Origin of the sequence: Micromonospora sp. WMMC241 (assembly GCF_027460165.1) — a bacterium.
GTDB lineage: Bacteria > Actinomycetota > Actinomycetes > Mycobacteriales > Micromonosporaceae > Micromonospora > Micromonospora humi.
Window position 1 is genome coordinate 3,728,399 of sequence record NZ_JAPZBF010000001.1, and the last position, 21,611, is coordinate 3,750,009.

Genomic DNA, 21,611 nt, shown 5'->3' on the forward strand with positions numbered 1-21,611 from the left:
GGTCCGGTCAGGACGGCCGGGGCGCCGGTACGTTCTCCGACGTCCCCGCCGGGTCCTCGCGGTCGGCCCGGATCCGGTCGAGGTCGCCGGCGAGTTCGTCGGTGAGCAGCAGGTCCCGCCGGATGTCGTCGTGCGGGTAGGCGGCCCGGCCGACCATGTGCGCCGCGACCGGCGCGGTGGCCAGCTGGAACATGCCCACCAGCACGAGCGTGGTGACGTCCACGCCGCTGCGCAGCCGCAACGCGCACCCGAGCAGGACCAGCAGCAGCCCGAGCACCTGGGGCTTGGCCGCGGCGTGCATCCGGGACAGCACGTCCGGGAAGCGGATCAGGGCGACGCCGGCGGCGAGGCTGAGCAGCGCGCCCGCGACGAGACAGACACCGGCGACGGTGTCCAGGACGCCGTCGAGCGTCATTTCGGGTCTCTCCGCGCCGCGAACCGCGCGACGCTCACCGAACCGACGAAACCGACGACGGCGAGGACCACCAGCACCGGCAGCGCGGTGGCGTCCCGGCTGTAGGCCGCCTCGGTGGCGATGGCCGCGACCGCCACCGCGAGCAGCACGTCGGTGGCGACGGCCCGGTCGAGGATCGACGGCCCGCGGATGATGCGGACGAGGGTCAGTCCACCGGCCACGGTGAGCAGCGCGGTGACGATCACGGCGACGACTGTCATGTCGGTGCCCCTTCCAGGTCGACCGGCTCGGGGCCGGTGGGGTCGGGTTGGCGGAATCGGCTCAGCTCCTCGGCCGAGCCGACGGCGGCGACGATGCGCTCCTCCAGCTCCCGCACGCCGCGCCGGAACCGCTCCACCTCGTCGAGCGTGCGGACGCCGATGACGTGCACGTAGAGCGTGCCGGTCGCCCGGTCGGCCTCCAGGATGAGGCTGCCGGGCACCAGCGACAGCGCCTCGGCGGTGAGGGTGAGGTTGAGGTCGGTGTTCACCCGCAGCGGCACCGCGATGATCGCGCCGCGCGGGGTGTGCCCGAACCGGACCGCCAGCCAGGCGACCTGCGCGGACGCGACCACGAGGTCCCACAGGAAGCGCGCCAGGAACCGCAGCAGCGGGACCGCTCGGATCCGCCCGGCGAACGTCACCGGCGGCAGCGGGAAGACCACCAGCAGCACTGCCGCGACCACCAGACCGCCGATCACGTTCGCCCAGCTGAAGGTGCCCCACAGCAGCACCCAGACGGTGACCAGGCCGGTCGCGGCGACGGCCCGGTTACGCCACCGGACGCGGCGGGTCAGCGGGTCACGCGGATGGGTCGTCACGGCGCACCCCCGGGGAACACGGCCTCGACGTACGGGGCGCGGCGCAGCAGGTCGTCGGCCGCGTCGGTGCTGATGTCGAAGAGCGGCCCGGCCACTACGGTGAGCCCCAGACCGAGCACCACCAGGGCGGCGGTGGACGCGGTCATCAGCCGGGGCAGCGCCGCGCCGGCCGGAGCCGGGTCGTCGTGCGGCTGCTCGGCGCCGTCGGTGCGCGCCGCCCGGACGCCGTCGCCGGGTTCCGGCATGTCCGGGTGCGGGGCCCGCCAGAACGCGAGGTTCCACACCCGGGCGATGGCGTAGAGGGTGAGCAGGCTGGTGAGCAGCCCGCCGGCGACGAGCGCCCAGGCCAGGACCCCGCCGTCGGACACGCCGGCCTGGACGAGACCGACCTTGCCGAGGAACCCGGAGAACGGCGGGATGCCGGCCAGGTTGAGGGCGGGCACGAAGAACAGCACCGCCAGCACCGGCGACAGCCGGGCCAGCCCGCCGAGACGGTCCAGCGCGGTGCTGCCGCCACGGCGTTCGACCAGGCCGGAGGCGAGGAACAGGGTGGTCTGGATGGTGATGTGGTGCACCACGTAGAAGATCGCCGCCGACAGGCCGATGGCGGTGGTCAGGCCGACCCCGAACAGCATGTAGCCGATGTGGCTGACCAGCGTGAACGACAACAGTCGTTTGATGTCCGACTGCGCCACCGCGCCGAGGATGCCGACCACCATGGTCAGCGCCGCGATCACCATCAGCAGGTCGGCGGTGCGGCCGCCGGGAAACAGCAGCGTCTCGGTGCGGATGATCGCGTACACGCCGACCTTGGTGAGCAGGCCGGCGAAGACCGCGGTGACCGGCGCGGGCGCGGTGGGATAACTGTCCGGCAGCCAGGCCGACAGCGGGAACACCGCGGCCTTGATGCCGAACGCCAGCAACAGCATGCCCTGCAGGACCAGCCGCAGGTCGTCCGGCAGCGCGTCCAGCCGGTCGACCAGCTGGGCCAGGTTGAGCGTGCCGGTGGCGGCGTAGATCAGGCCGATCGCCACCAGGAAGATCAACGACGACAGCAGGCTGACCACGACGTACGTGGTGCCGGCCCGGATCCGGTTCTCCGTGCTGCCCAGCGTCAGCAGCACGTAGCTCGCCACCAGCAGGATCTCGAAGCCGACGTAGAGGTTGAACAGGTCGCCGGAGAGGAACGCGTTGCACACCCCGGCGGTCAGCACGAGGTAGGTGGGGTGGTAGACCGACAGCGGCGTCTCCTCGTTGCCGTCGGCCATGCCCTGCCCGATGGAGTAGACCAGCACGCACAGCGTGACCGCGGCGGACACCACCAGCATCAACGCGGCGAGCTGGTCGGCCACGAGCACGATGCCCAGCGGCGCCACCCAGCCGCCCACCTCGACCACCAGCGGGCCGTCGAGCGTGGAGCGGACCAGCAGCAGCGCCGCGACCGCGACGGTGGCGGCGAGCACGGTGATGCTGACCCACCGTTGGGCGCGGGCCCGGCCGACGAGCAGCAGCGTCAGGGCGGCGCCGAACAGCGGCATCACCACCGGCAGCGGGACGAGCCAGCTCATCGGGCGCTCCCCGGCTCACCGGCGGCGACCCGCCGGCCGTCCGCCGCGCGGGCCGGTGGGGGGTCGACGGTCTCGGGGTCGGCGGTGCCGGGGCCCTCGTCCCGGTCCGCCAGCACCATGATGCGGCGGTCCTCGACGTCGTCCTGCACCTCGTCGTGCCCGTTGAGGTGCCAGCTGCGGTAGGCCAGGGCGAGCAGGAACGCGGTCATGCCGAGCGTGATGACGATGGCGGTCAGCACCATCGCCTGCGGCAGCGGGTCGGCCATCTCCTCCTCGGCGGTGGTGCCGACGATCGGCGGGCCGCCGGCCCGCCCGCCGGTGAGCAGCAGCAGGTTCGCGCCGTTGCCGAGCAGGATGACCCCCATCAGGACCCGGGTCAGGCTGCGCTCCAGCAGCAGCGTGACCCCGGCGGCGAAGAGGACCCCGACCACCACGACGTAGACCAGGTTCGGACTCACACCAACTCCTCTTCCCGTACGTCGTCCGGCGCGGTCTCGCCCTCGTCGACCTCCTGCTGGCGGTCCATCTCGGCGCCCAGGCTGCGCAGGATGTCCAGCACCAGACCGACCACGATGAGGTAGACGCCGACGTCGAAGAAGACCGACGTGACGAAGTGGACGTGCCCCAGCACCGGCAGGTGGAGGTCGAGCGCCGCGCTCTGCAGGAAGTCGCCGCCCAGCAGCATCGCGGCGACCCCGGTGCCGACCGCGACGAACAGCCCCGCGCCGAGCACCCGACCGGCGTCCACCGGCGCCGCGCCGTTGAGTTCGGTACGCCCGCCCGCCAGGTAACGCACGGCCAGCCCGAGGCCGGCGACCAGGCCGGCGGCGAACCCGCCACCGGGCTGGTTGTGACCGGAGAAGAGCAGGTAGATCGAGAAGAGCAGGATGGCGTGGAACAGCAGCCGGGTGACGACCTGCAGGATCACCGACTGGGCGCGGGTGGTGGCGCCGCTGGTGAGCCAGCGCGGGCGCACCGAGCTCTGCCGGCCGGCGCCGGGGATGCCGCTGCGCATGTCCAGGGCGCGCGAGCGGCGGAAGATCAGGCTGGCCACGCCGGTCGCGGCCACCACCAGCACCGCGATCTCGCCCATCGTGTCCCAGGCGCGGATGTCGACGAGCGTCACGTTGACGACGTTCTTGCCGCCGCCGTAGGACACCGCCTCCTCGGGGAAGCCGACCGAGATCGGCGTCGCCACCCGGGCACCGGCCGAGACGTACGCCATGCCGGCGGTGACCACGCCCACGGCCACGCCGAGCGCGACGCGGACCCGGCGGCTGGAGCGCATCGGGCGGGCGGAGAACTTCGTCGGCAACCGGCGCAGCACCAGCACGAACATCACGATGGTGACGGTCTCCACCAGGAACTGCGTCAGCGCCAGGTCGGGCGCGCCGTGCAGGACGAACAGCAGCGCCGTGCCGTAGCCGGTGACGCCGACGAGGATCATCGCGGTCAACCGGCGCCGGGCCCGCGCGGCCGCCACGGCCGCCACCACGACGGCGGCCCCGGCGGCGGCCTGCAACGGGGTGTCCCACAGCTGGTAGCGCTGCGGCCACGGCACGCCGACCAGCAGCGCGCCGCCGGGCAGGACGACCAGCACCAGCAGGATGACGCCGAGGTAGAACGGCAGGGAGCCACGCTGGGTGGCGCCGGTCAGCTCCACGGCCGCGCGGTCCACGGCGCCGACCATCCGGTCGTAGCCGGTGGCGCCGTCGAAGGGCAGCCGCAGCAGGCGCGGCCGGCGCCGGTGCAGCAGCAGGAACAGCCCGACGCCGGCGGCGACGGCCAGCGCGGACAGGCCGAGGGCGGGGGTCAGCCCGTGCCAGAGCGCCAGGTGGTATCCGGGCTCGGTGCTCGGGTACTGGTCCGCGTAGGGGGCGAGGACCCGGTCCACGGCCGGGGCGAGCACCCCGACCGCGAGTCCGGCGACCGCCAGCACCGCCGCCGGGGCGACGAACGCCGGGTCGAGCGGCTCGGGCCGGGTGTCGGCCACGCCGGGCTTGCCGGCGAACGCGCCCCAGAGGAAGCGCAGCGTGTAGGCGACGGTCAGCGCCGAGCCGGTCACCAGCCCGGCGAGCACCACCAGGTCGGCGGCGCCGCCGTGCAGGAACGCCTCCAGCGCCGCCTCCTTGGCGACGAAGCCGACAAGCGGCGGCAGCCCGGCCATCGAGGCCGCCGCGAGCCCGGCGACCACCGCCAGCGCCGGCGCCCGCCGGCCCAGTCCGCTCAGCTCGCGCAGGTCACGGGTGCCGGCGACGTGGTCGACGACGCCGACGACCAGGAACAGGGTGGCCTTGAACAGGGCGTGCGCGAGGACCATCGCGGCGCCGGCCAGCGCGGTGTCCCGGGTGCCGGCGCCGAGGATCACCATCAGCAGGCCCAGCTGGCTCACCGTGCCGTAGGCCAGCAGCAGCTTCAGGTCCGTCTGCCGCAGCGCCGCCCAGCCGCCAAGAAACATGGTGACCAGGCCGCCGGCCAGCAGGACCGCCCGCCACGCGGTGGCCTGACCGACCGCCGGCCCCATCAACGCGGCCAGGAACACGCCCGCCTTGACCATGGCGGCGGCGTGCAGGTAGGCGCTGACCGGCGTGGGCGCGGCCATCGCGCGCGGCAACCAGAAGCTGAACGGGAAGATCGCCGACTTGCTGGTCACGCCGAGCAGGACCAGCACCAGGGCCACGGTGAGGTAGCCGCCGTCGGGCAGGTTCTGCGAGATCTCCGACCACCGGTAGGAGCCGGCGTGCTGCCCGAGCATCACGAAACCGGCGAGCATCGCCAGGCCGCCCAGCGTGGTCACCAGCAGCGCCTGCATGGCGGCGTGCCGGCTGGCCCGGCGGGTGGGGTCGCTGGCGATCAGCAGGTAGGAGAAGACGGTGGTCAGTTCCCAGAACACGTAGAGCAGCAGCAGGTCGTCGGAGACCACCAGGCCCAGCATCGCGCCGGCGAACGCGACGAAGACGGCGGCGAAACGGCCCAGGCCGGGGTCGTCGGAGCGGAAGTAGCGGGCGCTGTAGGCGAGCACCAGGGCGCCGACGAAGCCGACCAGCAGCACCATCAGCCAGGAAAGCGTGCCCATCCGCAGGGCGAGGTCCAGACCGAGCTGCGGCACCCAGGTGACCGTCTCCACGACCGGCGAACCCGAGCGGACCGGGCCGGTGCGGGTGAGGGCCCAGATCCCGGCCGCGGCGGGAACGGCTGCCAACAGGTAGAGCGCCCGCCGTCCGAAGGTGCGTACCAGTGCCGGGGCGGCCACGGCTGCGAGCGCATGAACCGCCACCAGAAGCAGCACACATCCTCCTCAAGATCGACACCGGGTTAGTCAACCCTAACCGGCGCCGGCGGGATCGACCACGCCGAGCACGTCACCCCGGCCAGGCGCATCGGCGCCCGGCGGGCGGGGTAGTTACCCAGGCTGCCCGGATAGGCTGGCCGGCCCCGACGACGAGGAGACGGCCTGATGCGTTCCGGTGCCCTGCTGTCGATGCGGACCGCCCTCGCGGGCACCACCGGGAACGCGATGCTGATGGGCGTCGCCGAGATCAGCACCCCGATCGGCTGGGTGCTGCTGCCCGGGCTGCTCGGCGTCTCGACCCGCCCCCGGGTGGCGGCGCTGGTGTCGGCCTGGGCCGGTGTGCTGGTGCTGGCGTCCGTCGTCGTACCCGTCGTTCCCGGTCACCGCAGCGAACCGTCCGCCCTGGTCGCGTCCGCGCTCGCGCTGGCCGCGGCGCCCGCCATCGCCTGGGCCCGGCGCCGCCGGCGGTCCCCCGCCGTCGCGCGCGCCGCCGCGCCGCCCGACGTCGCGGTGTTCGCCATGCCGGCGGGCCCGGGGCGCGCCGCGCTGGCGATCTGCGGTACGCCCGGCGAGGTCGGCGCCGCCGTACCGCTGCGCGACGGCGGCCTGCGCGTCCTGGTCGGCACCGTGACCGGGCCCGCGCTGGCCACGCCCGCCGGCCGGCGGGCGATCGAGCTGGCGTTCCGCCGCCACGCCACCCGCCCCCGGCGGTCGCTGCCGCAGCTCGTCGACGCGCTCGACCGGGCGGTACGCGACCGCGCCTCGGCCGGCCACCTGCGCGCCACCATCGTGCACGTGGACCGGTCGGGGGTGGTGGAGGCGGTGCGCTGCGGCTCACCGGACCTCGTCGCCGTGACCGAGGGCCGGGCCGGGTTCGCCGGCGTACCGGAGGGCCCGGTGATCGGGCTGTCCGCCACGACCGGGCCGGTGACGCCCGGCCGGATCGCGTCCCACCGCGTCGCCGTCGTTCCCGACGCGCTCGGGAACGACCGTGTCGTACTCGACGAGGTGGCCCGCGACGACGACCCGGCGCCGGCGGCGCAACGCCTGACCCGCGCGTCAGGTGGCGGACGGCGGGTCGGCCCGGTGCTCGTCGTCGCGTCGCGGATGCCGTGAGGCGTCCCGTACGCTTGCCGCGCCACGAACACTCGACACCACCCATCGGCAGAGAGGCGGACCCCACCATGACGACGGTTGAGGGCCGGCAGCCCACCGCGGCGGATGCGGTGGTCGACGGGCGGGATGTCGAGGACATGCGCTCGCTCTTCGGGCAGTCCACCGCCGTCTTCGCGGCGCTCGCCGGGCCGTCGCACATCGTGGAGAGCGCGAACCAGGCGTTCTTCGCCGCCGTCGGCGAGGACCGGGCCCGCACCGGCGTGCCGCTCGCGGAGCTGATGCCCGAGCTGGCCGATCAGGGCTTCATCGCCCTGCTGGACCAGGTCCACCGCACGGGCGAGCCCTACACCGGCCGGGACGTGCGGGTGATGCTCGGCATCGGAACGCACGCGCGAGAGGCGTTCTTCGACTTCACCTACGAGCCGCGGCGGGACGCCGCCGGTGAGGTCGTCGGGATCCGGGTGATCGGCCTGGAGACCACCCAGGTGAAGCACGCCCAACGGCTGATGGCCGAACACCGTGCCCTGCTGGAGCAGATCGCGCGTCAGGCGCCGCTCGCCGAGGTGCTCGACGGGATGGCCCGCTGCATCGAGCAGCTCGCGCCGGAGGAGGTGCTGGTCTCCGTCCTGCTCGCCGACCCCGACGGCCGGCACCTGCGCCACGGCGCCGCACCCAGCCTGCCCGACTTCTACAACCAGGCCATCGACGGGATCGCCACCGGTGAGGGCGTCGGCTCCTGCGGCACCGCCGCGCACCGGCGGGAACCGGTCGTCGTCACCGACATCGCCACCGACCCGTTCTGGGCGGACTTCCGGGACCTGGCCGGACGGGCCGGGCTCGGGGCCTGCTGGTCGACGCCGATCCTCGGCCGCGACGGCGTCCTGCTGGGCACGTTCGCCATGTACCACCGCTCCCCGCGCGCGCCGCAGGAGACGGACGTCGCCCTCGCGCGGATCTTCACCGACACCGCGGCGCTGGCCATCGAACGACACCACGTCGAGCTGGCGAAGGCCGCCGTCGACACCGAGGTCAGAGCCGCCCGCGACGAGCTGGCCAAGGTGGTGCGGGCGGAGCGGGAACTGCGTGCCGAGGCCGAGCAGCGCGCCGCCACCGCCGCGGAGATCACCGCCCGGGTACGCGCCGCGGCCGCCGCGCAGGCGACCAGGCCGCGCCCCGAGCGGTGTCAGCTCGGCGGCGCCGACGGGTGCGAGGCAGCGGCCGAGATCAAGCTCGCCGACTCGTGGGGCGACTCCGCGTGGGGCTGCCCCCTCCACGTCGAGGAGGCCATCATCAACGTGCGGTCGGTCTTCATCGCCAACGAGGAACTCGGCGGTCTGGCCGCCTACCTCAACCGCTGACCCGCGCTACGTCGCCGGCGTGTTGTAGCGGTCGAGTGTCGCCTTGGAGGTGGAGGTCGCGGCCCACGGAACTCGTCGTGTTGATCTAGGGTGACGCGATGACCGCCGAGCCCGTGACGACAGTGCTGTTCGACTTCGCCTGGACTCTGTTCGCCAAGGACTCGCAGCGCTGGGTGGGCAACGCGGCGGCATCGATCGACCGGACATTGGCTGCCGGCGAGGCGCACCGTATCGCCGGCCACTTCGCGGACCTGTTGCGGGAGACAGCCACGGATCCGGCCCACATCGCCCGAGATCTGGATCCGCGAGTCTGGGATCGGGCGATCCTCGCCGTGCTGCAACAGATTCCCGGGGTGGACCAGGCGCTGGCATCGGTCCTGCACGAAACACACGCCGAAGCGATCGAGCCCTACGCCGACACCGTCGCCACCCTGTCCGCACTGCGAGACAGCGGTGTTCGCATCGGCGTCGTCAGCAACGTCGGCTGGGACATCCGCACATGCTTTGCGCGGCACGGACTCGACGGCCATGTCGATGCGTTCGTACTGTCCTACGAGGTCGGCTTCGTCAAACCGGACCCTCGGATCTGGGTCGCCGCACTCGAAGCCCTCCACGCCGCACCGGGCCAGACCCTGATGGTCGGTGATCATCCCGCCGGCGACGGCGGATCGGTTTCCGCCGGCATACCAGCGCTGATCCTGCCCATGGTGGATTCGCCCGCGCAGAAACGCGGCTTCGAACATGTGCTCAGGCTTGCCCAGGTTCCGTCCTGACAGGCACCACGGTGCGTGGAAAGGCTCACTGAGGGTCGGCTGAGCGGGGCGTCCGGGGCGGAACCTCAGGGTCACCTCCGGGGGATCGCCGATGGGAATCCGACGAGATGCGGGTCGAGGATGGACTGACGTTCCGACCTCGGGAGGCCCCGTGAACCGTCGTCTGTCGGCAGTGGCCGTCGCCGTGCTCGTCCTCCTCGCCGGGGCACCCGCGCCGGCGCGCGCCGACCCGGCGCCGCCTCCGGCCCTGGTCTGGGGCGAGTGCCCGGACGACCTGCCGAACGTCCCGCTCGACCCGGCGGTGCGGTGCGCCCGGCTGCGCCTTCCGGTGGATTGGGCCCGCCCGCACGGGCCGACGTTCGAGCTGGCCGTGGCCCGTCGGGCCGCGCGGGTGCCGGAGCGTCGGGTGGGCACGCTGGTGTTCGGGCCGGGCGGCCCGGGTGACTCAGGCGTGGAACGCATCCGCAAGGGTGACCGGTTCAGCGACGAGCTGCTCGACCGGTTCGACCTGGTCAGCTTCGACCCGCGTACGGTGGCCCGCACCGCGGCACCGGCCTGCGCGCCGGACCCGGCGCTGCGCCGACCACCGATCCCGCTCGCCGACCAGGCCGACTTCGACGCGGCGATCGCCGACAACCGGGCGCTGTGGGACCGGTGCCGTGCGACCAGTCCGGTCTTCGACCACGCGGACACGTTGAGCACGGTGCACGACCTGGAGGCGCTGCGGCGGGCGCTGGGCGAACGGCGGCTGGCGTTCCACGGCAGCTCGTACGGGACGCTGCTGGGCCAGCAGTACGCCGAGCGCTACCCCGACCGGGTGCGCGCGGTCGTGCTCGAAGGCGTGTTCGACCACAGCCTCGACGTGCGGGCGTTCGTGCGCACCCAGGCCGCCGCCCTGCAGGACTCGTTCGACGAGTTCGTGTCCTGGTGCGACCGGTCGGCCGAGTGCGCGCTGCACGGCCGGGACGTCCGGTCCGTCTGGGCCGGCGTGCTGGCCCGCGCGGACCGGGGCGAGTACGCGCCGCGTACCTCCTTCGACGTCACGGCCGTGGCCCTCGGCATGCTGGCCGGCCCGCGCTGGCCGCAACTGGCGGCGGAGATCCGGGACATGGACGCCGGGGACCCGCCCGACGAGGTCAGGCTGCCGGTAGCGGTCGGCGTGTTCTGCGCGGACTGGCCGGCCGCGGTGCGCGACTACGACGAGTACGCCGGCCTGGTCCGCGAGGCGGCGGCCGTCGCGCCCGACGTCCGCTACGGCGCCGGGCTGCTGGCGGTGCAGACCTGCCTCGGCTGGCCGCCCCCGGTCCGGAACCCACCGCACCGGCTGCGCGTGCACACCCGCACCCCGCTGCTGCTGCTCAACGCCCGCCACGACCCGCGCACCGGCTATGCCTGGGCGACGAACGTCGCGCGGCAACTGGGCCGGCACGGGCGGCTGGTCACCTACGACGGGTGGGGCCACGGCACCTACCAGCGCACCGACTGCACCACCGCCGTGGTGGACCGCTACCTCGTCGACGGTGCCCTGCCCGCTCCGGGCACCCGCTGCCCCGCGTCGCCGTGATCGTTCTCACCGCGTCACCGGGGCAGGTCGACGGCGTTGACCGGGTACGAGCAGTACCCATGACGTCGTCTCCCGAGGTAGCCATGAGCAGCGAGACCGGCCCCGTCGACCCGGCACGCCTACGGGCCGTGCTCGACGGGCCGTGGGCCCGGGTCCGCGACGCGCACCGCGAGCACCTCGACGAGCGTTTCCTGCCGGTCTACGGGGAGACCGGCGACCAGGCGCGCGAGCGGATCAGCCGCCTGCTCGGCGAACTTCCGGTCGAGCTGGGCATCGGCGGTGGCTTCCCGAAGGAGTACGGCGGCGACGCCGACGTCGGCGCCTCGATCGTCGCCATCGAGATGCTGGCCCAGGTCGACCTGTCGCTGATGGTGAAGGCGGGCGTGCAGTGGGGCCTGTTCGGCGGCGCGGTCGCGGCCCTCGGCACCCGCCGGCACCACGACGCCTACCTGCGCGACATCATCGCGGGCCGGATCTTCGGCTGCTTCGCGATGACCGAGACCGGCCACGGCTCGGACGTCCAGCAGCTGCGCACCACCTGCGTGTACGACCCGCAGACGCAGACGTTCGACCTGCACACCCCGCACGAGGGGGCGCGCAAGGACTACATCGGCAACGCGGCCCGCGACGGCCGGATGGCGGTGGTCTTCGCCCAGTTGATCGTCGACGGGCGGCGGCACGGCGTACACGCCTGGCTGGTCCCGATCCGCGACGAGCGGGGGGAACCGATGCCCGGGGTGACCATCGGCGACGCCGGGCCGAAGGCCGGTCTGCTCGGCGTGGACAACGGGCGTCTCAGCTTCGACCACGTGAGCGTGCCGCGCGACATGCTGCTCGACCGTTACGCCCAGGTCGCCGCGGACGGCACCTACAGCAGCCCGATCGAGAACGACTCCCGGCGCTTCTTCACCATGCTCGGCACCCTGGTCCGCGGTCGGGTGAGCGTCGGCGGCGCCGCCTCGGCGGCCACCAAGGCTGCGCTCACCATCGCGGTGCGCTACGGCGACGTCCGCCGCCAGTTCGGCACCCCCGACGCCGACCGGGAGGTGCTGCTCAACGACTACCTGGCCCACCAGCGCAAGCTGCTGCCCGCCCTGGCCACCACGTACGCGCTGACCTTCGCCCAGGCGGAGCTGGTCACCGCGCTCAGCGAGGTGCAGGGCGGCGACGGGCCGGTCGACGAGCACCGGCAGCGGGAGTTGGAGTCCCGGGCCGCCGGCCTGAAGGCCGCGCAGACCTGGCACGCGACCCGCACCATCCAGATGTGCCGGGAGGCGTGCGGCGGCGCCGGCTACCTGGCCGAGAACCGCCTGCCCAGCCTCAAGGCCGACACCGACGTGTTCACCACGTTCGAGGGCGACAACACGGTACTGCTGCAGTTGGTGGCCAAGGGGCTGCTCACCGGCCACCGCGACGAGTTCGGCTCGTTGGACGGCTGGGGACGCGCCTCCTTCGTCGCCGACCAGGTCCGCGACATGGTGCTCGAACGCACCGCCGCGCGGTCGCTCATCGAACGGCTGGTCAGCGCCGTGCCCGGCCGAGACGAGGAGGTCGCGATCACCGACCGCGGCTGGCAGCTCACCGTCTTCGAGGACCGCGAGCGGCACCGCCTCGACGGTGCGGTCCGCCGCCTGCGCAACGGCGCCGCCACGAAGAAGGACCGGCCCTTCGACATCTTCAACGACGTGCAGGACCACGTCCTCGCGGTGGCCGCCGCGCACGTCGACCGGGTGACGCTGGAGGCGTTCGTGGCCGGCATCGACGCCACGGCGGACCCGGCGGTGCGGGCGCTGCTCTCCCGCGTCTGCGACCTCTACGCGCTCAGCGTCATCGAGGCCGACAAGGGTTGGCTGCTGGAGCACGGCCGACTCACCCCGGCCCGCGCCAAGGCGGTCACCGCGGTGGTGAACGGCCTGCTGAAGGAGCTGCGCCCGCACCTGCGGACGCTCGTGGACGGCTTCGCGATCCCGGACGCCTGGCTGCACTGCGCCGTCCTGCGCGAGGAGGCCGAGCGGCAGGAGACCATGGCCGTCCACGACGCCGCGGCGACCTGAGCGGACCGCGCCGTCACCGGCCCACCGCGAGGCTGACGGCCCAGACCACGGCGAGGAAGGCCACGCCGGCCAGCGCGGCCCAGAGCGCAGACCCCATGCCGTACGTGCGGTCGCCGGCGAGGGCCCGCTCGGTCGCCGCCGGCTCGCGGCTCAGCACGAGGTAGCGGCCGGTGCGGGGCAGGGTGAGCGCGGCGAGCCCGCCGTCGAGGACCACGGGCTCGCCGATCACGTGCAGTCCGACGCCGGCCGGCACGACCTGTTCGACCACCCGTACCGCGTCCACGCGCCTCGCCGCGTCCGCCGGGACCACTCCCCGGTCGACGAGGTGCTGGAGCCACCGGCCGTTGCGGCGATGGCTCGTGGTCTCCTCGCTGACGACGGTCCGCACCGGCGTGGGACCGGCGTGCGCCACCGGCAGCCGGGTGCTCGCCCACATCGACAGGCGGGGGTCGGTGACGGACGCCTGGAGCATCTTCGCCGTCACGGCGGCCGTGCCGGTGCGGTCGGCCACCCCGAACGGGTCGCCGGCCGATCGTTCCCAGAGGATCTCGGTGTGGGTGAGGCCGGGGTCGCCGACGCTGCGGGTGGAGTACACGAGCGTGCGGAACCACACCGCCTCGGTGCCGGACAGCGGCGCGACGACCGTCCCGTCCGGGCCGGGCACGGTCTCGCCGTACACGGCGAAGCGCCGGGGCAGGCCGGTCCCGGGGCGCAGCGCGGCACACGGGGAGACGGGATGCCGGCGGACCCACCGGTGCTGGCGCCCCTCCGATACGGCCAGGGCGAGCAGGACCGGCGCCAGCACCAGCATCGCGTATCCGAGGAATCCGGTGATCGCGACGACGACCGTCAGGAAGGTCACGGGGTCAGGGTAGGCATCGACCGCCAGCGCGACGCCGGAGGTTTTCCCCCGGCCGGAGTTGGGTGCTGGCCTCGTTATTCCGGCCGCGTGACGCCCCTAGCGTCGGAGCGGTGAAGGGCCGCCGGTCGGCGCGGCCCCCGGTCACCCAGGAGTCGTCCATGATCCGGAGAATCCGCTCAGCACTGGTCGCGTCGCTGCTCGTCGGCGCCGTGACGATCACCGCCGCGACGCCGTCGTCCGCCGCGCCACCGGCCTCGCCGGGAACCGACCGACCGGCTCGGCTGACCCTGCCCGCGCCGACCGGCCCGTACCCGGTCGGTACGACGGAACTGCACCTGGTCGACAGGTCCCGCACCGACCAGTGGACGGACGACGTGCCGTACCGCGAACTGATGGTCAGCCTCTGGTACCCGGCCCGGGACGTGGGCGCCCTCCCGCGGGCGCCGCACATGTCGCCGGGCGCGGCGGCGCACTTCGGCGGCGCCGACGGCGCCGCGTCCGGCCTGTACGGCATCCCGGCCGGGCGGGTGGACTTCGCCGCGACCCGGACCGGCGGCCACCGCGGCGCGCCGGTGGCCCGGCACCGCCGGCCGTTCCCGGTGCTGCTGTACTCCCCCGGCGCCGGTGACCCGAGGACCTGGGCGACCACGCTGGTGCAGGATCTGGCCAGCCGCGGGTACGTGGTGGTGACCGTCGACCACACCTACGAGGCGTCCGAGGTGGAGTTCCCGGGCGGCCGGGTGGTGACCGGCCGGTTGGCGCAGCTGTTCGAGGAGGCCCAGCAGCCCGACGACTTCCAGCGGCTGGCGGCCCGGGTGTTCGACGTGCGGCTCGGCGACACCCGCTTCGTGCTCGATGAGCTGGCGGCCCTGGACCGCGGGACGAACCCGGACGCGGAGGGACGGGCACTTCCCGCCGGCGTGGCCGGCGCGCTGGACCTGCGCCGGACCGGGATGCTCGGCGTGTCCGCGGGCGGGCTCACCGCCCTGCAGGCGATGCGCGAGGAGCCCCGCATCCGGGCCGCGGTCGACCTCGGGGGCAGCATCGAGTCACCGATCATCCCGGATCCGATCGGGCTGTGGCCGGTGGCCCGGCAGGGCCTGGACCGACCGTTCCTGCTCGTCGGCGACTCCGGCACCGACCACCACCGGACACCGTCGTGGTCGATGCTGTGGAACAACAGCACGGGCTGGCGCGTCGACCTGCACCTCGCCGGGGCCAAGAGCGAGGACTCCTACAAGGACACCGTGCCGCTGCTCCCCCAGATCGCCCGCCAGCTCGACCTCCCCGACAGCTTCGTCACCGCCGCGATCGGGGACGTCGACCCGACCCGGGCCGTCCACACCGAGGAGACCTTCGTCGCCGCGTTCTTCGACAGGTGGCTGCGGGGTCGCGACGGTCGTGTGCTGGACGGGCCGTCCCGGTGCCTCCCGGACCTAGTCTTCGTCCGTTGACCTGGGAGCACAACCGGCCCGGAAGGTCGGCGACCCGGTGCTGCGCCGGGTCGCCGAGCCGGTCACGGCATCCGACGGCGGGCCTCGGTAAGTTCGCTGTCATGAGTGACGACACCTTCCGCTCGGTGGAGATCGAGCGCACCGCCCTGGCGAGCTACACCGTCCGCAACGCCCGCGGCGGATCCCTCTCCATGGGCTCGGGCCAGGGCGACAGCTTCACGCCGGTGGAACTGCTGCTGGCCGCCATCGGCGGGTGCACCGCCGTCGACGTCGACCACATCACCAGCCGCCGCGCCGAGCCGACCCAGTTCTCGATCGTGGTCAGCGGCGACAAGATCAAGGACGAGTCGGGTGGCAACCGGATGCGGGACCTCCGGGTGGAGTTCACCGTGACCTTCCCCGACGGACCGGACGGCGACCGGGCGCGCGAGGCGCTGCCCCGGTCACTGCGCCAGTCGCACGACCGGCTCTGCACCGTCTCCCGCACGGTCGAGCTGGGCACCCCGGTCACGGTCGTCGACGTCGCCGGCCCTCCCGAGAACTGATGTCGACGGGCGGCGGCACCCGACCGTCGGCGACCCGCTCGACGGCGCCGAGGGGTGCCGGGTGAGCGGCGACGGCGGGCCGCCGGCCGTCCCCGGCAGGTGTCCCGCGCCCGAGGGCCCGGTCGACGCCGCCTCGGTCACGCTCGACGTCGACGGCGAGCTGTTCACGATCCGCGCCGACGAGTTCGGCGGCACCGACTACGCGTGGCTCAACGGGCCGGACCCCGGTTACGGGTTCGGGGTGAGCCCGACCCCGGACCTGTCGCTCGACGAGCACGTGGCGAACATCCGTGACTTCCTCGCCCAGGTCGACCCGGTCACCGGACACCTTGAGGACGACTGAGGCGTGGGGTCTCCTCCGTCGGCCCGTTCGACGGCCGGGTGCCGCCCGCCCGACCGGTCAGGCGCCGGGCGGACCGCCTGCGGCGTTCAGGTAGGCGAGAACCGCGAGGACGCGGCGGTGGCCACTGTCGGTGACGGCGAGGCCGAGCTTGGCGAAGATGTTTCCGATGTGCTTGTGGACGGCGTTGTCGGTGACGACGAGGTGCCGGGCGATGGCGGTGTTGTCGTGTCCCTGCGCCATCAGCGCGAGCACCTCTCGTTCGCGGGCGGTGAGGGCGGCGATCGGGTCGCCCGCACGGTGCACGAGCTGCGCGATGACCTCCGGGTCCATCGCGGTGCCACCGTCGGCGACCCGGCGCAGGGCGTCGACGAAGCCGTCCACCCGGCTGACGCGGTCCTTCAGGAGATAGCCGACGCCGCCACCGGAGGTGGACAGCAGCTCGGCGGCGTACTGCTGCTCGACGTACTGCGACAGCACCAGGACGGGCAGGCCGGGGTGCTCACGGCGGGCCTCCAGGGCGGCCCGGATCCCCTCGTCGCGGAAGGACGGCGGCAGCCGGACGTCGACGATCGTCACGTCGGGTCGGTGCCGGCGTACCGCCGTGAGGAAGCCGGCCGCGTCGTCGACGACGGCCGCGATCTGGAAGCCCGCGCGGCCCAGCAACAGCTCCAGGCCGGTGGAGAGCAGGACGTTGTCCTCGGCGATCACCACCCGCACGGCAGCTCCACGGTGACGGTCGTCGGGCCGCCGGTCGGGCTGTCGAGGTCCACGGTGCCGTCGAGGGCGAGCACCCGACGCCGGATCCCGGCGATGCCGGTGCCCCGTCGGTCGTCGGCGCCGCCGACGCCGTCGTCGGTGATCACCACCGACAACCGGTCGGCCGCGCGCCGGACCCGTACGCCGGCCGCGCTCGCCCGGCTGTGCTTGGTGACGTTGGTGAGCGCCTCGGCGACGGCGAAGTAGATGATGGCCTCGGTGGCCGCCGGGACCCGCCCGAGGTCGCCGATGTCCAGCCGGGTCGGCACGCCGCAACGGCCGGTCACGGCGGTCAGCGCGCCGTCGAGGCCCCGGTCGGCGAGGATCGGCGGATACACCGTCCGGATCACCTCCCGCAGCTCGGTCATCGCCTCCTCGGTCCCCTCGTGCGCGTCCCGCAGCAGCTCCGCCACGAGCTGATCGTCGCGCGTCTCGCCGGCGAACGCCTGCCGCGCCACGGCGAGCCGCATCGCGATGGCCACGAGGCGGGCCTGGGTGCCGTCGTGCAGGTCGCGTTCGATCCGGCGCAGCTCCGCGCCGTGCGCGTCGAGCACGTCCGCGCGGGTGCGGGTCAGCACGGCGACCCGTTCGACGAGCTGCTCGTCCGTCGGGCCCGGCGAGGCCACCGCGAGACAGATCCGGGCGTGGGCGTCGGCCAGCGGCGGGAGAACGAGGTACGCCACGGCGATGAGCACACCGATCTGCAACGGACCGAGGGTGAGCGCGGTCGTCCAGTCGGTCACCGGGACGTCGACGAAGAGCCGTGGCCGCTCCGGCGGACTGAACGCCCACCAGAGGGGTGTCGCGATCACCGCGACCGCGATGTTGCCGACGCACAGCAACGCCGTCAGGCCGAGCGCCACCCCGGTCAGCACGTTCACCGGCAGCCAGAGCAGCGCGCGGGCGGTGTGGCCGGCCGGGTGGCCGGCGGGCGTCGGTGCCGACTCCGGCGCGAGCAGCCGTCCCGCGCGGTCCCGGTGCCACCCCGCCCACAGCCGGGCCAGTCGTGGGACGCACAGCAGCGGCAGGGCGAGCAGCGTGGCGACGGCGGAGAACAGCGAACCCACCAGGTAGACGGCGGCGCGACGCGTCCGCGTCCACCGCCCACGTGGCACCTGCGGGGAAGCTCGCGACTCCGGCACGGTGCCGAGTCTGCCCGCTGCCGGCCACCGCGTCACTACAGCTGGCTGTACCTCCTGTCCGGTGGCACGGGGTATCGGTCCGGGCCGCCGGCGGACCTACCGTCGGACGACGTGAGATCAACGAGAGATCCGTCGGAAGGCGGCGGCGCGCGGGCCGCGACGACCGGGACCCCGGCGTACGCGGTGCGCCTGGAGTCGGTGTCCAAGCGGTACCGATCGGGGCGGAACACCGTGCCCGCCCTGGACGCGGTGACGGTCGGGTTCCCGCGCGGCACGTTCACCGCGGTGATGGGCCCGTCCGGATCCGGCAAGAGCACGCTGCTCAACTGCGCGGCCGGCCTGGACCGGCCGACCTCGGGCTCGGTCCGGCTGGGCGACCTCGAACTCGGCGGCCTGAGCGAGTCCCGCCTCACCGAGGTGCGGCGGGAGCGGATCGGTTTCGTCTTCCAGGCGTACAACCTGCTGGCCTCGCTGACGGTCGAGGGCAACGTGACGTTGCCGCTGCGACTCGCGGACCGCCGCGCCGATCCTGGGTTCCTGCGGGAGGTGCTCACCGCGGTCGGTCTCGGCGAGCACCACTCCCGACGCCCGCACGAGCTGTCGGGCGGCCAGCAGCAGCGGGTGGCGATCGCCCGCGCGTTGATCACCCGCCCGGACGTGGTGGTCGCGGACGAGCCGACCGGCGCGTTGGACACCCGCTCCGCCACGCAGGTCCTGGCGTTGCTGCGTCGGGTGGTGGACGCCATGGGCCAGACGGTGCTGATGGTCACGCACGACCCGGTCGCCGCCGCGTACGCCGATGCGGTGGTCTTCCTGGCCGACGGCCGGCTCGCGGGTGAGCTGACCCGCCCCACCCCGGAGCAGGTCGCCGCGCGCCTGGCCCGGCGGAGCGCCGGGTGATCCGCCGGGTGCGACGGCTGGTCCGTCTGGTGGGGGTGCCGCTGCCCCGCGACCTGTCACTGGCCTGGAGCACCGTCCGGGGCCGCCGGGGCGGCTTCGCCGGCTCCTTCGTCGCGCTCCTCGCGGGCTCGGCCCTGATCACCGCCTGCGGCACCCTGCTCATGTCCGGCCTCGGCGCCGGCGTGGCCCCCGAGCGGTACTCGGGCGCGGCGGTGGTCCTGGGCGCCCCGCAGTCCTTCCGGCTGGACGAGACGTCCGAGATCCGCTACCGCGAGCGCGTCACGCTGCCCGCCGGCACGGTGGCCACGGTGGCCGCGGTGCCCGGCGTCGCGTCCGCGATCGGCGACGTGAACGTGGCGATCGACCGGCTCGACGTGCCGGGCGACGCGGTGGACGGCGGCCCTGAACTCCTCGGGCACGGCTGGTCGGCCGCGGCGCTCGGCCCGTTCCGGATCGGCCGGGGCCGGGCGCCCGCCGGGCCCGACGAAGTGGTGCTCGACGCCGCGCTTGCCGACCGCGTCGGCGTGGCGCCGGCCGCCACCGTGCGGATCGTGTCCGGCTCGGTACCGTCGTCCTACCGGGTGGTGGGCGTCGCCGAGCCACCCGGGGACGGGCTGCGTCGTCAGTCCGCCGTCTTCTTCACCGACGACCGGGCGCGCGAGCTGTCCGGGCGTCCGCACCGGGTGGACGCCGTCGGCGTGCTCGCCGCGCCCGGCGTGACACCGGAGGCGCTCGCCGCACGGATCGGCGCCGCCGTGCCGCAGGCGGTGGTCCACACCGGCGCGGGGCGCGGTGACGTGGAGTTCCTGGACGTCGGCGACGCCCGGACGCTTGTGGTCGAGACCGCGGCGTCCTTCGGCGGCACGATGGTGCTGATCGTGATGTTCGTGGTGGGCAGCACGCTGGGGCTGTCGTTGCGGCAGCGCCGCCGCGAACTGGCGCTGCTGCGCGCGATCGGCGCGACGCCCCGTCAGCTCCGCCGGATGGTCGGCGCCGAGATGACACTGGTGGCGCTGGCGGGCGCCCTGGTCGGCACGGTTCCCGGCATCGCGCTCGCGTTCGGGATGCGCGAGGTGTTCGTCCGCGCGGGCGCCATGCCGCCGGACTTCCCGATGCGGGTGCACCCGGCGCCCACCCTCGCCGCGCTGCTCCTCTGCCTGGTCGGGGCGAGGCTCTCCGGCTGGCTGGTCGCCCGCCGGGCGGCCCGGCTCAGCCCGGTCGAGGCGCTCGGGGAGGCCGAGGCCGAACCGCCGAGGCTCGGCCGCCTCCGGGTGCTCGTCGGCGTCCTGCTCGTCCCGCTGGGGCTGCTGCTGACCGTGGCTGACGTCGCCTCGGCCGGCGACTCGGTCCCCGACACCGCGGCGAGCGCGGTGCTGGTGTTCGTCGCGGCGCTCGGGTGTCTCGGACCGCTGCTGCTGCGTGGCCTCCTCCGCGTGTTCGGCCGTCTGCTGAACCCCCCGACCTCGGCCGGCGGGTACCTTGCCGGGGCCGCCGCGCGAGCCGGCTGGCGGCGGCTCGGCGCGGCCACCACGCCGCTGGCCATGGGCGTGGCCCTGGCCGCAATGCAGGTGTGCGGCGCCGCCACGACGACCGCCGGCGCGCAGCGGCAGGTGGACGGCGGGCTGCGGGCCGACCGCGTGCTGACCGCGTCCTCCGGGATGGCGCCGCAGGTCGTGGACGCGGTGCGCGGCGCGGCCGGGGTCGCCGTGGTGACGCCCGTGGCGCGGACGCAGGTGCTGGTGACGTTTCCCGCCGAGGACGGCGTCACCACCAGGGTCTACGCGGCGCAGGGGGTCACCCCGGACGGGCTCGCGCGGAGCATGGACCTGGCGGTGCTCCGGGGCGACATCGCGGGCCTGCGGGGCGAGACCGTGGCGCTGAGCCGCATCGCGGCGCGGACCACCCACGCAGAGGTCGGCGGGACGGTCGAGCTGCACCTCGGCGACGGGACCGTGGTCAGGCCACGGGTCCTGGCGATCTACGAGAACGGCTTGGGCTTCGGCGACGTCACCCTGCCCCACGACCTCGTCGTCGCGCACACCACCTCGCGGGTCTACACCGCGGTGCTGGTCAGGGCCGCGGACGGAACAGGCGCGGCGGCGCTCGCCGAAGCGCTGCGCGACGCCGTACGGCCGTTTCCGACAGTGCGGGTGGAGGGCCGCGAGGCGTTCGCGACCGCGCCCGGCGTCGCCGGTGCGGGCGACTGGGCGCTCAACCTGATGTTCCAGGCCGTGCTGCTGGGTTACCTCGCCATCACCGTGGTCAACACGCTGGTGATGGCGACGACGGCGAGGGTTAGGGAGTTCGCGATGTTACGACTCGTCGGCGCCGGCGCCCGCCAGGTCCGGGCGATGATGAACGGCGAGGCCCGGATCGTGATCGTCGCGGCGCTGACGCTCGGGTTGCTGGCAACCGTTGCGCCGCTGGTTGGCTTCAGCCTCGCGCTGACGAGGTCGCCCGTCCCCGGCATCCCGGTCGGCGGCCTCGCCGCGATCGTGGCGCTGACGACCACGCTGTCCTGGGGTGCGCTGACGACAGCGACCCGAATCACGATGCGGCTCCCACCGGTCGAGGCGATCGGCGGTCGCGAGTGAGGCGGCCCCGCCCGTC

19 protein-coding genes are annotated in these 21,611 nt (G+C 74.1%); 10 read left to right on the plus strand and 9 right to left on the minus strand.

The features are described from left to right. Positions 1-7 precede the first annotated feature (7 nt). Genes mnhG through O7598_RS17370 form a run of 6 tightly spaced genes read right to left on the minus strand, consistent with a single transcriptional unit; the run spans position 8 to position 6,131 of the window. Positions 8-415: a monovalent cation/H(+) antiporter subunit G gene (gene mnhG / locus O7598_RS17345; RefSeq protein ID WP_269692376.1), complete on the minus strand. Its 408-nt coding sequence runs from the start codon at positions 413-415 to the stop codon at positions 8-10. Further along, positions 412-675 (minus strand): monovalent cation/H+ antiporter complex subunit F, encoded by a 264-nt coding sequence (locus tag O7598_RS17350; protein WP_269692377.1) that lies wholly within the window; start codon positions 673-675, stop codon positions 412-414. The genes mnhG and O7598_RS17350 overlap by 4 nt, the downstream gene beginning before the upstream one ends. After that, positions 672-1,274 (minus strand): Na+/H+ antiporter subunit E, encoded by a 603-nt coding sequence (locus tag O7598_RS17355; RefSeq protein ID WP_269692378.1) that lies wholly within the window; start codon positions 1,272-1,274, stop codon positions 672-674. The genes O7598_RS17350 and O7598_RS17355 overlap by 4 nt, the downstream gene beginning before the upstream one ends. Continuing rightward, complete coding sequence (locus tag O7598_RS17360) at positions 1,271-2,842, minus strand: Na+/H+ antiporter subunit D (RefSeq protein ID WP_269692379.1); 1,572 nt, start codon at positions 2,840-2,842, stop codon at positions 1,271-1,273. Before O7598_RS17360 ends, O7598_RS17355 begins: the two co-directional genes overlap by 4 nt. After that, positions 2,839-3,300 (minus strand): Na(+)/H(+) antiporter subunit C, encoded by a 462-nt coding sequence (locus tag O7598_RS17365; protein ID WP_269692380.1) that lies wholly within the window; start codon positions 3,298-3,300, stop codon positions 2,839-2,841. The genes O7598_RS17360 and O7598_RS17365 overlap by 4 nt, the downstream gene beginning before the upstream one ends. Further along, on the minus strand, positions 3,297-6,131 hold the full coding sequence (locus tag O7598_RS17370) for a Na+/H+ antiporter subunit A (RefSeq protein WP_269692381.1): 2,835 nt from the start codon (positions 6,129-6,131) through the stop codon (positions 3,297-3,299). The genes O7598_RS17365 and O7598_RS17370 overlap by 4 nt, the downstream gene beginning before the upstream one ends. 168 nt (positions 6,132-6,299) lie before the next feature. Between O7598_RS17370 and O7598_RS17375 the strand changes: the two genes are divergently transcribed. The 5 genes from O7598_RS17375 (at position 6,300) to O7598_RS17395 (ending at position 12,999) form a co-directional block, all read left to right on the plus strand. Further along, positions 6,300-7,250 carry a hypothetical protein gene (locus tag O7598_RS17375; RefSeq protein WP_269692382.1) on the plus strand — a complete coding sequence of 317 codons (951 nt, stop codon included), beginning with the start codon at positions 6,300-6,302 and terminating at the stop codon, positions 7,248-7,250. A 68-nt stretch (positions 7,251-7,318) separates the two neighbouring features. Then, the gene (locus tag O7598_RS17380; RefSeq protein WP_269692383.1) at positions 7,319-8,608 is read left to right on the plus strand and encodes a GAF domain-containing protein; all 1,290 of its coding nucleotides are present in this window, start codon (positions 7,319-7,321) and stop codon (positions 8,606-8,608) included. 98 nt (positions 8,609-8,706) lie between these two features. Further along, positions 8,707-9,381 carry an HAD family hydrolase gene (locus O7598_RS17385; protein ID WP_269692384.1) on the plus strand — a complete coding sequence of 225 codons (675 nt, stop codon included), beginning with the start codon at positions 8,707-8,709 and terminating at the stop codon, positions 9,379-9,381. A 151-nt stretch (positions 9,382-9,532) separates the two neighbouring features. Beyond that, positions 9,533-10,945, plus strand: a complete 1,413-nt coding sequence (locus O7598_RS17390) for an alpha/beta hydrolase (protein ID WP_269692385.1) — start codon at positions 9,533-9,535, stop codon at positions 10,943-10,945. 83 nt (positions 10,946-11,028) lie between these two features. Next, the gene (locus O7598_RS17395) at positions 11,029-12,999 is read left to right on the plus strand and encodes an acyl-CoA dehydrogenase family protein (protein ID WP_269692386.1); all 1,971 of its coding nucleotides are present in this window, start codon (positions 11,029-11,031) and stop codon (positions 12,997-12,999) included. A 13-nt stretch (positions 13,000-13,012) separates the two neighbouring features. Here O7598_RS17395 and O7598_RS17400 read toward each other — a convergent pair whose 3' ends face one another. Further along, positions 13,013-13,861 (minus strand): hypothetical protein, encoded by an 849-nt coding sequence (locus tag O7598_RS17400; protein ID WP_269692387.1) that lies wholly within the window; start codon positions 13,859-13,861, stop codon positions 13,013-13,015. A 158-nt stretch (positions 13,862-14,019) separates the two neighbouring features. Here O7598_RS17400 and O7598_RS17405 point away from each other — a divergent pair, with 158 nt between their 5' ends. From O7598_RS17405 to O7598_RS17415, 3 genes are all read left to right on the plus strand, one after another. Continuing rightward, the gene (locus tag O7598_RS17405; RefSeq protein WP_269692388.1) at positions 14,020-15,315 is read left to right on the plus strand and encodes an alpha/beta hydrolase family protein; all 1,296 of its coding nucleotides are present in this window, start codon (positions 14,020-14,022) and stop codon (positions 15,313-15,315) included. A 101-nt stretch (positions 15,316-15,416) separates the two neighbouring features. Next, positions 15,417-15,860 (plus strand): OsmC family protein, encoded by a 444-nt coding sequence (locus O7598_RS17410; protein ID WP_269692389.1) that lies wholly within the window; start codon positions 15,417-15,419, stop codon positions 15,858-15,860. Between the two features lie 61 nt (positions 15,861-15,921). Further along, positions 15,922-16,203 (plus strand): hypothetical protein, encoded by a 282-nt coding sequence (locus O7598_RS17415; protein WP_269692390.1) that lies wholly within the window; start codon positions 15,922-15,924, stop codon positions 16,201-16,203. A 57-nt stretch (positions 16,204-16,260) separates the two neighbouring features. On the opposite strand, the gene O7598_RS17420 is transcribed toward O7598_RS17415, so the two are convergent. Both O7598_RS17420 and O7598_RS17425 read right to left on the minus strand, forming a co-directional pair. Beyond that, entirely contained in the window at positions 16,261-16,920 is a 660-nt protein-coding gene (locus tag O7598_RS17420; protein ID WP_269692391.1) for a response regulator, read from the minus strand. After that, complete coding sequence (locus O7598_RS17425; RefSeq protein WP_269692392.1) at positions 16,908-18,101, minus strand: sensor histidine kinase; 1,194 nt, start codon at positions 18,099-18,101, stop codon at positions 16,908-16,910. Before O7598_RS17425 ends, O7598_RS17420 begins: the two co-directional genes overlap by 13 nt. Before the next feature lie 111 nt (positions 18,102-18,212). Between O7598_RS17425 and O7598_RS17430 the strand changes: the two genes are divergently transcribed. Continuing rightward, a complete protein-coding gene (locus tag O7598_RS17430; RefSeq protein WP_442929866.1) occupies positions 18,213-19,001 on the plus strand; it encodes an ABC transporter ATP-binding protein in 789 nt (262 codons plus the stop codon). Further along, complete coding sequence (locus tag O7598_RS17435; protein ID WP_269692393.1) at positions 18,998-21,595, plus strand: ABC transporter permease; 2,598 nt, start codon at positions 18,998-19,000, stop codon at positions 21,593-21,595. The genes O7598_RS17430 and O7598_RS17435 overlap by 4 nt, the downstream gene beginning before the upstream one ends. Positions 21,596-21,611 lie beyond the last annotated feature (16 nt).

Bases quoted from the DNA above. Each gene is read 5' to 3' on its own strand.
- mnhG (WP_269692376.1), bottom strand. From the start codon at position 415: ATGACGCTCGACGGCGTCCTGGACACCGTCGCCGGTGTCTGTCTCGTC.
- O7598_RS17350 (WP_269692377.1), bottom strand. From the start codon at position 675: ATGACAGTCGTCGCCGTGATCGTCACCGCGCTGCTCACCGTGGCCGGT.
- O7598_RS17360 (WP_269692379.1), bottom strand. From the start codon at position 2,842: ATGAGCTGGCTCGTCCCGCTGCCGGTGGTGATGCCGCTGTTCGGCGCC.
- O7598_RS17375 (WP_269692382.1), top strand. From the start codon at position 6,300: ATGCGTTCCGGTGCCCTGCTGTCGATGCGGACCGCCCTCGCGGGCACC.
- O7598_RS17380 (WP_269692383.1), top strand. From the start codon at position 7,319: ATGACGACGGTTGAGGGCCGGCAGCCCACCGCGGCGGATGCGGTGGTC.
- O7598_RS17385 (WP_269692384.1), top strand. From the start codon at position 8,707: ATGACCGCCGAGCCCGTGACGACAGTGCTGTTCGACTTCGCCTGGACT.
- O7598_RS17395 (WP_269692386.1), top strand. From the start codon at position 11,029: ATGAGCAGCGAGACCGGCCCCGTCGACCCGGCACGCCTACGGGCCGTG.
- O7598_RS17405 (WP_269692388.1), top strand. From the start codon at position 14,020: ATGATCCGGAGAATCCGCTCAGCACTGGTCGCGTCGCTGCTCGTCGGC.
- O7598_RS17410 (WP_269692389.1), top strand. From the start codon at position 15,417: ATGAGTGACGACACCTTCCGCTCGGTGGAGATCGAGCGCACCGCCCTG.